At 41.2% G+C, this 16,822-nt stretch carries 11 protein-coding genes; 3 read left to right on the top strand and 8 right to left on the bottom strand.

The window, feature by feature from the left end; all coding sequences use genetic code 11:
- Positions 1–52: 52 nt before the first annotated feature.
- Entirely contained in the window at positions 53–1,423 is a 1,371-nt protein-coding gene (locus BARBAKC583_RS00365) for an RsmB/NOP family class I SAM-dependent RNA methyltransferase (RefSeq protein ID WP_005765806.1), read from the bottom strand.
- Positions 1,424–1,533: 110 nt separating this feature from the next.
- Positions 1,534–2,565 (bottom strand): zinc metalloprotease HtpX, encoded by a 1,032-nt coding sequence (gene htpX, locus BARBAKC583_RS00360; RefSeq protein ID WP_011807246.1) that lies wholly within the window; start codon positions 2,563–2,565, stop codon positions 1,534–1,536.
- A gap of 84 nt (positions 2,566–2,649) precedes the next feature.
- Between htpX and BARBAKC583_RS00355 the strand changes: the two genes are divergently transcribed.
- Positions 2,650–2,856 carry a DUF1674 domain-containing protein gene (locus tag BARBAKC583_RS00355; RefSeq protein WP_005765802.1) on the top strand — a complete coding sequence of 69 codons (207 nt, stop codon included), beginning with the start codon at positions 2,650–2,652 and terminating at the stop codon, positions 2,854–2,856.
- Positions 2,857–3,004: 148 nt separating this feature from the next.
- On the opposite strand, the gene rpsP is transcribed toward BARBAKC583_RS00355, so the two are convergent.
- The 3 genes from rpsP to BARBAKC583_RS00340 form a co-directional block, all read right to left on the bottom strand.
- Positions 3,005–3,367 carry a 30S ribosomal protein S16 gene (gene rpsP / locus BARBAKC583_RS00350; RefSeq protein WP_005765801.1) on the bottom strand — a complete coding sequence of 121 codons (363 nt, stop codon included), beginning with the start codon at positions 3,365–3,367 and terminating at the stop codon, positions 3,005–3,007.
- Between the two features lie 429 nt (positions 3,368–3,796).
- Complete coding sequence (gene ffh / locus BARBAKC583_RS00345) at positions 3,797–5,344, bottom strand: signal recognition particle protein (protein WP_005765799.1); 1,548 nt, start codon at positions 5,342–5,344, stop codon at positions 3,797–3,799.
- 245 nt (positions 5,345–5,589) lie between these two features.
- Positions 5,590–6,246: a carbonic anhydrase gene (locus tag BARBAKC583_RS00340; RefSeq protein WP_005765797.1), complete on the bottom strand. Its 657-nt coding sequence runs from the start codon at positions 6,244–6,246 to the stop codon at positions 5,590–5,592.
- 279 nt (positions 6,247–6,525) lie between these two features.
- On the opposite strand from BARBAKC583_RS00340, the gene BARBAKC583_RS00335 reads away from it, so the two are divergent.
- A complete protein-coding gene (locus BARBAKC583_RS00335) occupies positions 6,526–11,235 on the top strand; it encodes an NAD-glutamate dehydrogenase (RefSeq protein ID WP_005765796.1) in 4,710 nt (1,569 codons plus the stop codon).
- 275 nt (positions 11,236–11,510) lie between these two features.
- Here the strand turns inward: BARBAKC583_RS00335 and BARBAKC583_RS00330 are convergent, their stop codons facing one another.
- The 3 genes from BARBAKC583_RS00330 to BARBAKC583_RS00320 all read right to left on the bottom strand — a co-directional run bounded on the left by BARBAKC583_RS00330 (position 11,511) and on the right by BARBAKC583_RS00320 (position 15,326).
- A complete protein-coding gene (locus BARBAKC583_RS00330) occupies positions 11,511–12,278 on the bottom strand; it encodes a glutamine amidotransferase (protein WP_005765794.1) in 768 nt (255 codons plus the stop codon).
- Positions 12,279–12,360: 82 nt separating this feature from the next.
- Positions 12,361–13,956: a heme biosynthesis protein HemY gene (locus tag BARBAKC583_RS00325; RefSeq protein ID WP_005765792.1), complete on the bottom strand. Its 1,596-nt coding sequence runs from the start codon at positions 13,954–13,956 to the stop codon at positions 12,361–12,363.
- A gap of 11 nt (positions 13,957–13,967) precedes the next feature.
- Entirely contained in the window at positions 13,968–15,326 is a 1,359-nt protein-coding gene (locus tag BARBAKC583_RS00320; protein WP_005765791.1) for a COG4223 family protein, read from the bottom strand.
- A gap of 383 nt (positions 15,327–15,709) precedes the next feature.
- Between BARBAKC583_RS00320 and tsaD the strand changes: the two genes are divergently transcribed.
- Positions 15,710–16,804, top strand: a complete 1,095-nt coding sequence (gene tsaD / locus BARBAKC583_RS00315) for a tRNA (adenosine(37)-N6)-threonylcarbamoyltransferase complex transferase subunit TsaD (protein WP_005765789.1) — start codon at positions 15,710–15,712, stop codon at positions 16,802–16,804.
- Positions 16,805–16,822 lie beyond the last annotated feature (18 nt).

Genomic DNA, 16,822 nt, shown 5'->3' with positions numbered 1-16,822 from the left:
ATATTCACTTAACAAAACACACTGTCGACTATTTTAGTAAATGAAGTATTAATTAAGCAATTTTCCGGAGACGTGCTGCGTAAAAACCATCCATTCCAAACAACAATTTGTTCTCAGCATAAAAATTTTCACTCTTAAAATCAGCAAACTCCACAGATCCACAAAAATCAGCAGGTGTTGTGCGCACAATGCCTTCAACTGTCAATACATGCTTCATATCTCCCAATTCATTCTCTAAAATAGGCTCTAAAACAACATCATCGCGTGTTGCTAAAACCTTCTCAATCAGATCTTCACCCTCTTCTCTTGCTAGTGAACAATTAGAAAAAACAATATGCCCACCCTTTTTGACCACAGCAATAGCTGCCAACAGCAAATCATACTGTACAGCGGCAAGCTTCATGATATCCTCTCGTGACTTAATCCATAAGATATCGGGATGACGGCGGATCGTTCCAAGAGAAGAGCACGGAGCATCAAGAAGCACTGCATCAAAAAGCTTTTCAGGGTGAAAATTCCTTACATCACCATTCCAATAGCTCACAGAAAAATTAAGCCGATGCATATTGGCCGTTAAACGCTTTAATCGATTAGCAGAAAGGTCAACTGCTGTTACATCTGCTCCTTGCAAGGCCAATTGTGCTGTTTTTCCCCCAGGACTGGCGCAAAGATCAGCCACCCGTTTCCCATGAATATCTCCTAAGAAACGAGCAGGCAAAGCGGCTGCAACATCTTGAACCCACCAAGCTCCCTCTGCATAGCCTGGTAAATCGACAACAGAGCTTTCCAAAGCTTTTAGACGAACCGAACCATTTGATAAAACAACACCCCCAAGTCGTTTTGCCCACCCCTCACTGTCTGATTTAACAGTCAAATCAAGCGGTGGTGTTTCACTTTGCATCGCCAAAATCCGCTGCGCTTTCTCTTCCCCATAAGTTGAGACCAAAAGCTGCCAAAACCAATCTGGAACTTCATTGAAAGTAAGCGCTTGCCTCTTTAACACCATCGCATCACGCGCAAAATTGCGTAAAATAGCATTGACTAATCCCGAAAAACAGCGTGTACGAGGATCGATTTTTGCTGCACGCACGGCTAAATCAATTGCTGCATAATCAGGAATATCAAGATAAAGAATCTGCGCTGCACTAATATGAAAAAGATGCTGAAGTGCAAATGCTTTTGACGGTAAAGGCCGTGTTAAAAAACGTGATAAAGCCGCTTGAATCTGACCTCGATGACGCAACGCTGCTATCAAAATAGCCCGACATAATAAACGATCACGATATGAGAGCTTCAAATAAAGGGGATGTCCATGCTCATGATCTGTTAAACCAGAAAGAGACGTATGCTTATCCAGCACCGCACCTAAAAGACGAACACATACTTGGCGAACAGCCAATCCCTGAACATTCTTTTCAAACATGCATCCACTTTCTCATGTGATTTTTCAAAATAAAGCCTTAACGCACATTTCTTATTTAAAAATGTTCTCATCTTATTTAAAAATGTTCTCATTGAGGCCGTTTTTGAATTTTAATGACGAAGCCAAGTGGGACGGTCTTTACCCCGCCGAACAGTCTTTTTTTTCTGATTATGCGTAAAACCATTCTGAGCTTCTGGATTGAGGTCCTCATCTTCTAAATTGCCATGTTTCCTGTAAAGCCCATTCTCTACAGCAAATTTCGTCCCTTTATTCCCCTCTTTTGCCATCTTTTCTGCTTGCTTGTGAAGAGCTGCAATACGATTTTCAGTTGCTGGATGAGTAGAGAAAAGACTGTCCGCTCCTTCACCCCTTAAAGGATTAACAATAAACATATGGGCTGTTGCTGGATTATGCTCTGCCTCTTCATTATAAAACGTCTGTCCACCCCCAGAAATTTTGCTCAAAGCTGAAGCCAACCACAAAGGATTTCCACATATTTCAGCTCCCCGCCGATCAGCAGCATATTCACGTGTACGACTAATCGCCATTTGCACCAGCATTGCTGCAAAAGGTGCAACAAACAAAGCAATAACAGTCCCAAGCATTCCAGCCCCTTGAGAATTCCCTGAAGAATTGCGTTGCCTGCCCATTCCCATCAATAAAGCAAAATTACCAAGCATAGAGATGGCTCCTGCAATGGTTGCCGTCAACGTCATCGTTAAGGTATCGCGATGTTCAATATGCGCTAATTCATGAGCCATAACCCCAGAAATTTCCTCTGCACTCAATTGCTTCAATAACCCTGTACTTGCAGCAACAGCTGCATTTTGTGGGTCACGCCCTGTCGCAAAAGCATTGGGCTGCGCATTATTAATAATATAGACCTTCGGCTGTGGAAGAGAGGCTCTTTGAGCCAGTTTAGTCACAATCCTATAATACACAGGTGAAGAATGCTCATCAACCTCACGCGCACCATACATACGCAAAACTATTTTATCCGAGTTCCAATAAGAAAAAAAATTTAATCCTCCTGCTATGAAAAGCGCAACAACCATACCACTGCCCCCTCCAACCAGATAACCAACTCCCATAAAAAGAGCTGTCATAAAAGCCAAAAGCATTGTTGTGCGCATTATGTTCATTCTTTAAAAACTCCATGCCAAAGTGTAGCCACTCTTATATGATGGTGTTTCCTTCCTGATTCTTCAATGGAACATAGGTATAAAATGGATAATAAAATAAGTAACGATACAGCTTGCTCTCGGCCAAATTCCTCCCTCTCCCCAGCAGCACAGCGTGCCTTACAGGAGGCTGCAGAAAGACGCAAACGCGAAATCCATGAGAAAAAACCTTTAGAAAGTGGTGGGCGCGGCGGCAAAGATCCTGCTCGCTATGGAGACTGGGAAATTAAAGGCCGCGCTATAGATTTTTAAAAAACTTTAGTTTTTTAACTATAGCTTTTCAATGAGAACACCCTCTTTTCTTTTTAGGAAAATCAGCTTACCCAAAACAAATCGTCATCACCATATGTAAAATGTAAGGCTTTCAAAACTTATCTTTGAAAAGCCTTTCTTTGTTTTATTAGGCTGATGCTTCTGCTGCTTTAGCATCTTCGGCAGCTTGCTTAGCAGCAGCTATCCGTTCTTGTGCTTTTTTGCCAGGCTCACCTTTATGTGGGTTATTGCGTGCTGGACGCTTTTTTAAACCAGCAGCATCCAAAAACCGCAAAACACGATCTGTTGGTTGAGCCCCTTGATTAAGCCAATGTTGAATACGGTCCTCGTTAAGCTTTACACGTGGCTTATCCTTTGGCAACATTGGATCCCATGCACCAACGCGTTCAAGAAAGCGCCCATCACGTGGACTGCGTGCATCTGCCACAACGATATGGTAGTAAGGACGTTTTTTTGAACCTCCGCGTGATAAACGAATTTTTAGGGCCATATTATTTTTCTCCTGTTATCAATTTTGGCTTTCATTTTAACTTATTTTCTTTGTTTTTTGCTTTTCAGCGTATTATTTCGTGATTATCAATAACTTTCCTCACGATAAAATTTTAAAATTTTTCTTACATAATCCGCACAGAGATGACGGCTAGGTAACTGCTTTTGGCCAATGATTGCAAAGATGCCATGTAAACACGTCTTTGACCCGTACTCTTGCGTAAAATACCCCTACATTAAGACAGGCCGCCAGCAAATAGAGAGTTTTTTAAAAACGCAACAGCTTGCATACCCCTAAAACGCTCGACTACACAGTCAATCAATAAGTGCATAAACCCTCATTCAATTTTTAAAATCCTTGCACAAACATAAAATATTCTGACATTTTTTGCTGCATTAGCTGCATTATATGTGTTTTTCTCTTTGTGATTTACTTCTTCTTAAGTGATGGAGGCACGATTCCTTTTCCTTTAGGAAGACCAGGAATCTCTGAGCCTTGCCCTGGAAAACCAGGCAGTCCTCCGCTCAAAGAATTATTCTGAACCTGCTTTTGCAGCGCCGATAATTGCTTAGGGTCAAATCCGGAAAAATCAGGCAAAGCACCAGTTCCCCCCAAACCACCTAATCCCATTTTAGAACCAAGTCCCCCTAACATTTTGCCCATGAGACCGCTTTTTCCTTTTCCGCCCATAGCTTTCATCATATCAGCCATTTGACGATACATTTTTAAAAGCTTATTAATATCAGCTGCACTCGTACCTGACCCTTTAGCAATTCTTTGTTTACGACTATGTTTTAAAATTTCAGGCTTGAGACGTTCTTCACGTGTCATTGACCCAATAATCGCTAATTGGCGATCTAAAAGACCATCATTAAGGCCTGCAGCTGTGATTTGATCTTTTACCTTTCCTAGACCTGGCATCATACCCATAATGCCTCCCATACCACCAAGCTGCTTCATTTTTTGCAATTGGTCTGCAAGATCATTTAAGTCGAATTTTCCAGCTTGCATTTTTTTGGCAAGAGCCATAGCTTTTTCATGGTCAAGTGTTTCAGCAGCCTTTTCAACCAAAGAAACAATATCGCCCATGCCAAGAATACGATCTGCAATACGACTAGGATGAAACTCTTCCAAAGCATCCATCTTTTCGCCAATACCGATCGCTTTAATGGGTTTTCCCGTCACAGCACGCATTGAAAGAGCAGCACCGCCACGGCCATCACTATCCATGCGTGTTAAAATAATCCCTGTAAGTCCTACCCGCTCATCAAAAGAACGAGCAAGGTGAACTGCATCCTGACCGGTAAGACTATCTGCAACCAACAAAATTTCATGCGGTAAAGAAGAAGCCTTAATCTGTGCCAATTCAAGCATCAAAGCTTCATCAATATGGTTACGCCCTGCCGTATCAAAAAGGACAACATCATAACCGCCTAACTTCGCTGCCTGAACAGCACGTACAGCAATATCAACAGCCGATTGACCAGGAACAATTGGTAAGCTGGCAAGCTTTCCTTGTTCTCCTAATTGACGAAGCTGCTCTTGTGCAGCAGGACGACGTGTATCTAACGACGCCATTAAAACTTTTTTATTATGTTTATCAGTTAAACGCTTTGCAAGTTTCGCTGTTGTCGTCGTCTTTCCTGAGCCTTGTAAACCAATCAACATAACAACGACCGGTGCTGGTGCATTAAAATCGCCTAAAACACTCTCGTCTCCAAGCATGTTCACAAGTTCATCGTGAACAATCTTAACAACCATCTGACCTGGTTTAATAGATTTAACAATGGCAGACCCAACAGCTTTTTCACGAACCTTATCCGTGAAAGAACGCACAACATCAAGCGCAACATCAGCTTCCAGCAAGGCACGACGAATTTCACGCAGAGCTGTCGCAACATCTTGTTCTGACAAAGCACCACGCCCTGTCAAATTGGACAGAATAGACCCAAGACGCTCCTGCAAAGATTCAAACATCACCAACCTCATTTCTCTATGACAAAAACTAACAAGCAAACCACATGGCAAACCAAAATAACACCCGAGAACGCAACGCGTCGTCGGGTGTTGACCTCTGGGATCTTTTTATACCCTTGAGCGGGGTCCCAGTGGGTGACTCCAAGTTAATTCTTGTCACTGAATGCTCATTATTTCAAACAACAAAAACTGTCCTTTGTCAAGATTTTATCACACGAGAATGAAGGCGAAACAGAGAGTAGTTTTCAGGATTGAGCAAGCAATTCGCTTTCAACACGGGTAAAATTGCCTGTTTCTTGTTCCATGCTCCATAATTCACCACTTGAAATATCAAACCAAGCTCCATGCAATTTTAACAGCCCTTCATCTTTGCGCGCTTTTAACCAAGGAAATGTCTCTAAATTCTCGAGTGAATAACGAATAGAAATATGCTCCAATGCTGTTTGCTGTTCTTTTGCAGTCATCCATGGATTGCTCGCAACAGCTTTTCCTGCTGGCGCCAACAGGCTCATCCAACGACTAATAAAATCATCTGATGATAAGGGCTTACAAGTTTCATCAAGAACGGTACGAATCCCTCCACAATGCCCATGACCCAAAATAACAATATGTTTGACTTCTAAAAACTGTACTGCAAACTCAATCGCTGCTGACGTTGCGTGATATTGATCATCAGGAGAAAAAGGAGGAACCAAATTCGCCACATTACGGAGAACAAAAATTTCACCTGGACAAGCATCAAAAATCGTTTCTGGAGCGGCGCGGGAATCACAGCAAGCGATGATCAAAGTCTCTGGCCTTTGTCCTTCTTTCGCTAATTGCTGATAACGCCCCCTCTCGTGTGAAAAACGATTATCCATAAAGGACCGGTGTCCTTTGAGAAGTTTTTCTGGCAAAGTCATTATATCGTCACTTTAATTATTAAACCTTTACCAGGTCCTTATCATTTTACACATGATCTTGAATACAAAAATAAAAATTCACACAAACTGTTCATTTCAATGTTATCATTCCTGCTATAATGTTATCATTCCTGCTATAAAGTAACGAAAATAATTTATAATCACTGAAGATAAATCTCTCTTCCCTTTAATCAATAAGATGATACACTAGGGATAATTGCGTAAAAGCCAACTTTTGTCAGGAAAAAACTACCAAAGGCGAAAAGAGGGAGGACTATTATGTCAAAACAAGAAATACTGGATATTAAGAAAGATCCAAATGAAATAGAATCAATTCTTTTCGCCCATGCAGATGAAGAAGATAGAGCCCGTTATAAAAGCAGTGAGCTCCAAAAAGCTGCAAAAGTTGCTACTGAAGCCCTCCACCAATATCGGAGAGGAGAGAGCACCGTCTGCTTTGAACACACACTAACCTGTAATGACAAACCCATAACGATTGTTACATTGGTTAATGATAACAAACCTTTCTTGCTTGATTCTATTTTGAATGTCTTCAATCAACAAATAAATAAAATTTATCTGATTGCGCATCCTGTTCTTGATTGTGCTTCCGAACAACGTATCAGTCTGATACAAATCCATGTTGAAGCTTTAAATCAACAACAAACTCAAAAGCTTAAAGATGAGATCACCTTAGTTCTTGGACAAGTCAACGCAGCTGTACAAGATTGGCAGCCCATGCTTGAGCAAGTCAAAAAGTGCATTCATGCCTATCAAACAAACTTGCCACTCAACTACCAAAAAGAAGGTGCAAAAACCATTGAATTTCTGCAATGGCTGATGAACAATAATTTCATCTTTCTTGGGCTGCGCACTTATGATTTCACTGAAGGCCAAAACCCTGATAAAGCTCTTAACGCTGGTGATATTGAATTGGGTATTCTTACAGATGCCTCTATTCGCATTATTGAAAATGCACATATGGGAGAGAGTCCTCAAGAGCTCTTATCCTTTATGGAAAGTGACGCCTTGTTTACCGTGACAAAGGCGAATAGCCGCTCAAAAATCCACCGCTTTGTTCGGTTAGATTATATTGGTCTGAAAATTTTTAATAAAGCAGGACTTCTTTGCGGAGAAATGCGTATTGTAGGGTTGTTTACATCTTCAGCGTATACACACTCTATTCTAACAATTCCTTTCTTAAAAGAAAAAGCTGAAACCATTATTCAGCGCCTTGGATATAATCGGGCTGACCATTCTGGGAAAGCACTTATCAGTGTTTTAGAAACCTATCCAAGAGATGAAATGTTCCACTCTGATGTGGATACACTGACAGAAAATGCTAAACTCATCCTACAATTAGATGAACGTCCCCGTTTACGGGTTCTTGCGCACGCTGATTCTTTTGGACGTTTTGTTTCCGTCCTTGTCTATGTCCCACGGGATCAATATGGCAGCAGCAAACGTGAAAAAATTGGTGCCTATTTGGTTGATATCTATGAAGGTGATTTCTTTGAATCCTATCCGCTTTTCTTGGAAAGCACACTGATTCGCATCCACTATATCGTCTACCGTAAAAGCAACCAAAGTGCCCCTGTTATTGAACGCACCACACTTGAGCACGCTGTTCGCGAGATCACACGTAACTGGGAAGAAACTGTCCAAGCTGTAGCTCTTGCTCACAAAGCGACAGACCAGCAAACACATCTCGCCAGTCAATTTCCCAACAGCTATCGTGACTTATTTTCAGCGGAAGATGCTATAAACGATGCAGCTCATATTTTAAATCTTAATGACCAACATCCTCTTTTTGTGACATTTTATCACACCCACCATAAAGAAAAACACACCATTGCTCTCAGGCTATTTCACCGTCATGAAGCGCTTGCTCTTTCTAAACGCGTACCACTCCTTGAAAATATGGGATTTCGCGTCATTGCCGAACAAACTCTTGAACTGCCAGACAGCAATGGAAAATATGTGTATCTTCACGATATGCAACTGGAAAGCTCTTTCCAAATTTGTGTTAATCTTGACGAAAATGGTCTCAAACTTGCTGAAACATTTGAAGCTGTTTGGGCCCAAAATGCTGACGATGATGCTTTTAACGCGCTTACGCAAACAGCCCAACTGGATTGGCGTGAAATTGTCATTTTGCGTCATTACGGACGCTATATCCAACAAGCGGGCATTCCTTATTCACAAGAACGTGTCGCTAAAACTTTAAACGCCTATCCTCACATCACTCAGGATCTTTATGCTTTGTTTCATTTGAAATTTCATCAAAGTCATACGGCAGAAGAACGACAAAAAAACGAAACAATCATTCAACAACGCATTGAAGAAAAATTACAGCATGTCCCCAGTTTGGACGATGATCTTATTTTACGTCGTTATCGTAATTTGATTGCAGCAAGCCTACGCACCAACGCCTTTACCCCTCTTGCTGATGGGAGCCCACGACGTATTTTAGCCACTAAATTGGATCCACGCCAGATTGAGGGTTTACCTGAACCGCGCCCTTACCGAGAAATTTTCGTTTATGGTCCAGAGGTTGAAGGCGTTCATTTACGCTTTGGTCCTATTGCTCGTGGGGGTATTCGCTGGTCTGACCGCGCATTGGATTATCGTACCGAAGTGCTCGACTTGGTCAAAGCCCAACAAGTTAAAAATGCAGTGATCGTCCCTGTCGGTGCAAAAGGTGGCTTTTATCCCCATTGTCTTCCTCAAACCGATAACCGTTCCGTTGTTGTAGAAGCCGCACGACAAGCCTATATTAGCTATATTGCAGCACTGCTATCTATTACCGATAATCTGGTTGATGGCAAAGTCAAGGCAGCCCCTAATGTGATCCGCCATGATGGCGACGACCCCTATTTTGTTGTGGCTGCAGATAAGGGAACAGCAACCTTTTCTGACACCGCAAATGCTATAAGCCAAGAAAATCACTTTTGGCTTGATGATGCTTTTGCTTCTGGAGGATCAGCAGGTTATGACCATAAAGCGATTGGGATCACAGCAAAAGGTGCATGGGAAGCTGTCAAAAGACATTTTAGAGAGTCATTTGACCATGACATCCAAACAAAACCTTTCACCTGTGTTGGTGTTGGCGATATGTCGGGTGATGTCTTTGGTAACGGGTTGTTATTGTCGCAGCAAACAAAGCTGATCGCCGCCTTTGATCACCGCGATATCTTTATCGATCCAGATCCAAATGCCGCTGAAAGCTATGCAGAACGTATGCGTCTGTTTCAACTTCCCCGTTCCAGCTGGCAAGATTATGATCAAGGAAAATTGTCAAAAGGTGGCGGTGTCTTCTCACGTACAGCGAAAACAATCACTCTTTCCCGTGAAGCTGCACAAGCTATTGGTTTTGAAAAACAAACAGGAACACCTTTTGAAATCATCACGGCCATTTTAAAAGCACCTGTTGATCTTTTATGGTTTGGCGGTATCGGAACTTATGTCCGTGCAACAACAGAAACTAATGCACAAGTAGGCGACCGTACCAATGACGCAGTGCGCATCACCGGTGAGCAGGTTCGTGCTAAAGTCATTGGTGAAGGCGCTAATCTTGGTCTTACTCAACGCGGCCGTATTGAATATATTTTAAATGGTGGGCGATGCAATACAGATGCCATTGATAATTCTGCAGGAGTCAATTGCTCTGACGTTGAAGTGAATATCAAAATCGTTCTTGCATCAGCACTGCAAGCAAAAAAACTCACCCGTGACGCACGTGATGCTCTTTTAAAGGAAATGACCCCACAGGTTGAGCAATTAGTATTGAGAAACAATTATCTGCAACCTCTTGCTCTCTCATTAGCGGAAAAACGAGGCGTTCTTGATTTGCCTTATCAAGCACGCTTTATTAATGATCTAGAGAAGAAAAACCTGCTTGATCGTCGGGTTGAAATTTTACCTGATGAACAAATTTTACGTCAAAGGCTTGCTCAAAATCAGGGTCTCACACGCCCAGAACTTGCTGTTATTTTGGCTTATGCGAAATTGACTCTGCAAGAAGAAATTGCCAACAATCCTATTGTTGACCATCATTATTTTGATTCAACCTTATTGGGGTATTTTCCAACCCAACTGCAAACCCAGTTTGAACAAGAAATCATTAATCACCAATTGCGCCGTCATATTATTGCAACTCTTATCGCCAATGATATTGTCAATCGTGGAGGACCAACTTTCGTCAATCGTCTGCAAGACAAAACAGGGCAAAAAGTTGAAAATATTATTCGTGTTTTCATTGCTATTCGTGATGGTTTTGAAATTCCGCAATTATCTAACCAAATTGATAATCTCGATAATAAAATACCTGGTCTTATCCAAAATAAACTCTATGCATCAATTACCTCAATGCTCTTTGAAGCAACCAATTGGGGCTTACGTCATATGGATTTATCGACACCGTTGGAAGATCTTGTGAAAACAATCAAACAGGCCCGTACTGTTATCGAAGAACAGCTTACACACTCCAATGGTAGAGACATTCATCAAAAAATTGCAAAAAAAGCAGCAAGTTATTGCAAAGAAGGGGCACCAAAAGCTTTAGCACAACACTTAGCTCTCCTGGAAGTCGCCTCAATCATTTGTGATATTTCTCTAATTGCAAAACAAAATAAAAGTGACCTGATTCAAACAGCACAAATCTACTTCTCTCTTGCTCAAATTATTCACATAAACCGTATTGATGAAGCAAGCCGAGCCATCCCTATTTTTGATTATTATGATGGTATGGCTTTAAGCCAAGCGAAAGAAAATATTGCTGAAAGCTTACGGCAAATTGTTACGAAAATTTTGCAAAACTATGGTGAACAAAATGATCCGCTCGCAGTTTGGATCAAAACAGAAGAAAATCAAATTTACACGGTGACCAATCGAATTGGTACACTTATTGAAGGTGATCTTAATATTTCTCGTTTTACCTTTGCAGCAAGTATGATCGCTCAACTCAAAAACACCACCTTCCAATCTTAAGATGGTGTGTAGAGAGCCTATTTTGAATAACTTAGTTCCCCTGCTCCTTTGTCGAGTTACAAAGGAGTTGCGGTAGATAAGAGTGACCATTTGCATTTTTCAGTATAAATCGACAAAGTGTGCAGATTATTGCACTTAGGCATTAGCTTGGTGTAGACAATAAATGCTGAACAGAAGCACTACATGCAGAAAACAAAAAAAGCCCTCTTCACTTCCATGTCGTTTCATTTCATAGAGTAAGAGAATATCCAACATTTTTTATGATGATTTTTAGACTAATTATGGCTCTCAGCTTCCGTATAAAAGGCAGAAGAAGCACTAAAAATCTGTTGCAATACATTTTTAAACCACTCATGCAAAGCCTGACCATACATTGAGTAACCTTCAAAATGCATAGAAGCAGGTTGAGCACCCTTTTGAGTCAAATTTTTAGCCAAATGCACCACCAAATTTCGTATCATCATACGTGTTAATTCAGGATGAAATTGCAAACCCCATGCCTTATCTCCATAGCGGAATGCTTGTACAGGATATGTTTGCCCTGTTGCCAACAGAATAACGTCTTTAGGCAAATCATAAATTCCTTCATTATGAAAATGATAAACCATTTTTGGCCAATCCATCATTGTCTCGCCTTGTGGCATCACCTGCAGAGGATACCAGCCCATTTCTACATATCCATCACGTCTTGCCTCAATACGCCCTCCTAGATTTCGTGCTAACATTTGTGCTCCAAGACAAATACCTAAAAAAGGCTTATTTTCTTTCAGAGATAGGGAAATCCAATCAATTTCTTCACCAATATATGCATCCCTGTCATTCACACTCATCGGCCCACCTAAAATAACAACACCAGCATGATGTTCTAATGTATCGGGAAGTTTTTGTCCCAAAATGGGACAATAAATATCAAGAGAAAAGCCACTCTGTTGCAAAAAAGATCCCACATGACCTATCCCTCCAGATGGACGATGAAGAACGATTGCAATTTTTGGTTTATTGCCCCTTTGTTTGTGATCCAAATATTGCTCTACAGAAAACATAATTCAATTAATAGCTTTATAACATGGTTGGGCATTCTAAAGCATACGCAAATTACGTCTGTCAACAATAGCCATGATAATTTTATAAAGCTCGAAATTGCTCTTTCGATGAAAGAATATCTCTTTCTGCTATTTTCACTCCTGGATCATCAACATTCAAACGTGTTTGATTGCTAATTTTTTTCTTAGCTGAATTTTGAGGCAAAAAACCATCTTTTATAGGTGAAATTTCATTTAAGAGTTCATCGTTAACGAAAGTTATTTCCGTCACAACATCCTCTTTTTCTTCCTTTTCAGCCATTACAGGATCAACATTTTTTAGCACCATAGGACCAACATCACCAACATCTTTTGGCTCTATAGGATCGATTTCTAATGTTAAAGGAAGACTACGTGGCGGTGCTTTCCATTCAAAACAGCCCAATCGCCCGCTTATCGGAGATACCGCTGACCAAGAAGAAAAAAGAGTTCCATCACACATCCATGTAGGATCCCGCTCTGCACGCAACGCCAATGAAAGCCATTGACGCACCAATAGCTGATCATTGCCTTGTGCTTCTTCAATATCGGCCAATAATAAATAAACGCTTTCACGGGGGTGAAGTTGAAGGGCTTTTTGTGCTTGTTCTCTCGCAAATTCCACTTCACCTGCATCCAAAGCAGCCTTGGCAACAAGAAACGCTGATTCAAAAGTGTCTTCATTATAAGAAGCCAATTTTTTAGCCTTTTTCAACCGCTCAACGGCTCTTTCTTCATTCTTAAGATAACATGCACCAAGATCAGGATGGGGCTCCTTTTTCCAAGCATTGAAAATGATTTTATCAGCCTTACGTACTTCATTGGATTTATAAAGAATATCAGCTGTGATCACTGTTATTGGCACAAAATCAGGCAGTAATTTATGTGCTTTTAAAATAGCTGTACGCGCTTTTACAGGATGGGTTTTGAAAAGCTGAAGCGCCTGCCCACTTAACAACAAGGCATATGTGTAATTACGCTCTGCAGTCCAACGGTCAGCACGGGGTAAAGCTTTTTGTGCTTTTTCAAAAACATCGAGCGCTTTATCCCATTGCCCCTCAGCACTCAGCCGGTCAATAACAGCTTGATGAGCCCATAAAAGTGCTGGCGACAAAGCCAGCGCTTCTTCTGCATAATGCTGCGCTGCTTCATCCTCTTTCATAGCCACAGCTTCACGATAAAGACCATAAAGCCCAGCAAGTTTTGTTGGCGTCTCCTGTCGCATTTCTTCATAAAAACCAATGGCGCGAATAGAATCCTTTTGTAAAAACAAGGTTTGAGCCTGTAAAAGCTTCATCAACGGCTCATGATTATTTGCAAGATATTTTAAGGCACATGTTTCCATTTTTTTTGCCGTAACATAGTCACCAGAAAAAACAGCAAGAAGCCCTTGTGAAAGCGCTTCACGACCTTTTTTTTGGCGGCGTGTAGAAAAATAACGACGCAAAGCATTAGGAGCAAAAAAAAGACCACGCAACAGCCACCAGACAAGGGCCAGCATAACCAAGAGCACAATAGACACACTCAAAAGTGTTAATAAAGAAATAGCAAATCGCGTTTGCAAAAATGTAATGACAACAATACTATTGTGGTTCGCAACCCACCCAAAAAGGGCACCCAACACACAAACAGCAAAACTATACACCACAACACGTATCATTACTCTTGATCTCACTTACTCTTTCTCGTCTCAAAACGCCCTTGCTGAATAGAAGTCAACAAATCTTGTAAAATATTACGAACGGAGAGCTTTTGCTTAAGCTGCTTTGCAAAATCGGCTGAAGCATCTTGAGCGTTCTTAGGTAAAGCTTCCCATTCCTCTAAGGCCTTTTCATAGTTACCTTCCTGGATAGCAGCTTCCATCCGTGCGACAATTGCTTCCATTGTTGTTCCTGCAATATCGCCAATTGGCCGTGTAACAAAAAGACCTTTCATCCATGTCAAAATCTGTGCAAAAAAACCAGCCTCTGGCGCAACAATATTCTGCAAACCAACAATAATATCAGCAACAGCTGCAAAATCATGAGCAAGCTTCCTAGAATTGGAAAAACCTGTCCGTGCTTTTTTTTGTAAAATATCAAGCCCAGGCAATTCAGGGAAGAACTTTTGTACGGCTTTTAACTCATCAATGAAAGGTCCGCCACGCATTACAGCATTTTTTAATGCACTGACTGCCGTAAGCATTTGCATGTTTACAGATTTTTCTTCACCACTCTTCGTTGCCATATTTTCTTGCAAAGTGTTGAGCTGTTTTTTCAATTCCATTACATCATTTTCTATATTGTTTTCCGTCAACGAAGTTGACCTATCCTTTGACATCTCAGCCGAATTTTTTACATGCTCTTCAAAAAGCATAACTTTTTGCTCTAGATTAGTCAGAGTTTTTTTGTTTTCTTCTTGTAAGATCTTGTTGCTTTGAGTCTCTTCAAAATTTTGTGATGAAAGAACCGCTTCCATATCTTTTGATGTTTCAACCAAAGCTTGCACTTTATCTTCAAGAACAGCCACTTGTCTCTCTAAATCTGCCACATTTTTTCCGACTTCTTCTTTAAAGCTCATCTCTTTTTCAAAAAGAGAGACACTTTGCGAGACAGAAGAAACATCTGTTTTCAATAGATCAAGCTCTTGGAGAAGATGTGTCAATTGCCTTTCTGTTGCTTCTGATTGATTTTGTGCGGTTTTCGCCATCTGCAAAGCTTGCTCTGTTGCAGAATTATGTCTACTTAGAAAAGGGAAAAGAGAACCATCCCGTTGAAACCCTATCAAAAGACTCAACGTCGTTAAAACACTCACAATCCCTGAAATGAGCAAGCAAATCAAAGCCACACTAAAAGAACACCGGCTCTTTTCCTTTTGCTTTTCTTTGCTCTGTTTTTTCACTACAGCAGACTCCTGTAATGCAGAGGACTCTGCTAAATTTTGTGTTTTTTGCTCTGAATCATCACGCATTTCTTCATGCTCAATGACAGATGCCTTACGCTTAACACCTTTATAATGCGGATTTTCTTTCGGTTTTGAAGAATCTACCATGACTGTCTCTTTTTCTCTCTCATTGCTGATAATAAAATAATAAAATGAAAGAAACTTTAAGAGCCAAACGCTCCCCATGGCTACAGGCTCTGTCTTACATCCTATTGACTAAGAATTGATACCGTAGATCAATTATTCGATTGTTCATTCTCACGAGATACGTTTAAGGCCAGCCCCCTTGATCGAAAGACTTTAAACACACCAATACTAATATGTAGCACAAAATACAGAAAAACAGTGATGAGTCATGCATAACATTGCACAAAAATTATATACCTATTGACGCTCATAAGAGCCAACTTTAAGAGAAGCACTTTGCATCTTTATCTGTCCGTGATACCGATCATTCTTAAAGAATTTTTAAACATAAGGTTTAGCCTATAATGCGCCTGTTGGGAATAGAAACAAGTTGCGACGAAACTGCCACCGCTGTTATTGAACACAATTTAAAAGGAAAAAGTCATATCCTCTCCAATATCGTTTGGAGCCAAATCGAAGATCACGCGCCTTATGGCGGTGTTGTGCCTGAGATTGCAGCACGCGCCCATGTTGAAATTCTCGACACTCTAATTCTCGAAGCACTAGCAAAAGCTAAAACAACACTGAAAGAGATTGACGCGATTGCTGTCACCGGTGGCCCCGGTTTGATAGGGGGGCTTTTAGTCGGCCTGATGAGTGCAAAAGCACTGGCTTTTGCCACTGGAAAACCCTTCATTGCTGTTAATCATCTCGAAGGTCATGCGTTAACAGCTGTTCTTACCCATCAAGTCACTTTTCCTTATTTATTGCTTCTGGTCTCAGGTGGCCATACACAAATGATCCTTGTTCATGGAGTAGGCAACTATCAGCGTCTAGGAACAACCTTTGACGATGCCTTGGGGGAAGCTTTTGATAAAACCGCAAAACTCTTAGGCCTTCCCTATCCTGGTGGCCCAGCTCTTGAAAAGGCTGCTCTTTTGGGAGACAAAAATCGCATCCCTCTGCCACGACCTTTAAAAGGGAACAAACAACTCAATTTTTCTTTTTCTGGTCTGAAAACCGCTGTTCGACAAGCAGCAACAGCTATGGCTCCTCTTTCAGAACAGGATGTTTCAGACATCGCTGCAAGTTTTCAAGCTGCCGTCATCGATACATTGCAAGATCGTGTTCACTTGGCTTTGCAATATTTCACCAGCCAATATCCTTCTTCTCATAACCAAGAGCACCGCCCTCCAGCTTTTGTTGTTGCCGGCGGTGTTGCTGCTAATCAGGCCATTCGTTTAACTCTACAAAATCTTGCCCATCAACATAGTTTTGAATTTATTGCCCCCCCTCCCTCTCTGTGTACGGATAATGCTGCCATGATTGCTTTTGCTGGTGCAGAGAGAATAGCACGGGGGCAAACAAGCCCGCTTGATATTGCCCCCCGTTCACGTTGGCCGTTAGATGAAAACGCTTTGCCTTTAATCGGAACAGGGCGCCGTGGAGCAAAAGTGTGAAAGAGATCAAAAACCACA

Origin of the sequence: Bartonella bacilliformis KC583 (assembly GCF_000015445.1) — a bacterium.
Lineage (GTDB): Bacteria > Pseudomonadota > Alphaproteobacteria > Rhizobiales > Rhizobiaceae > Bartonella > Bartonella bacilliformis.
This window is presented reverse-complemented; position numbering and strand designations above follow the sequence as displayed.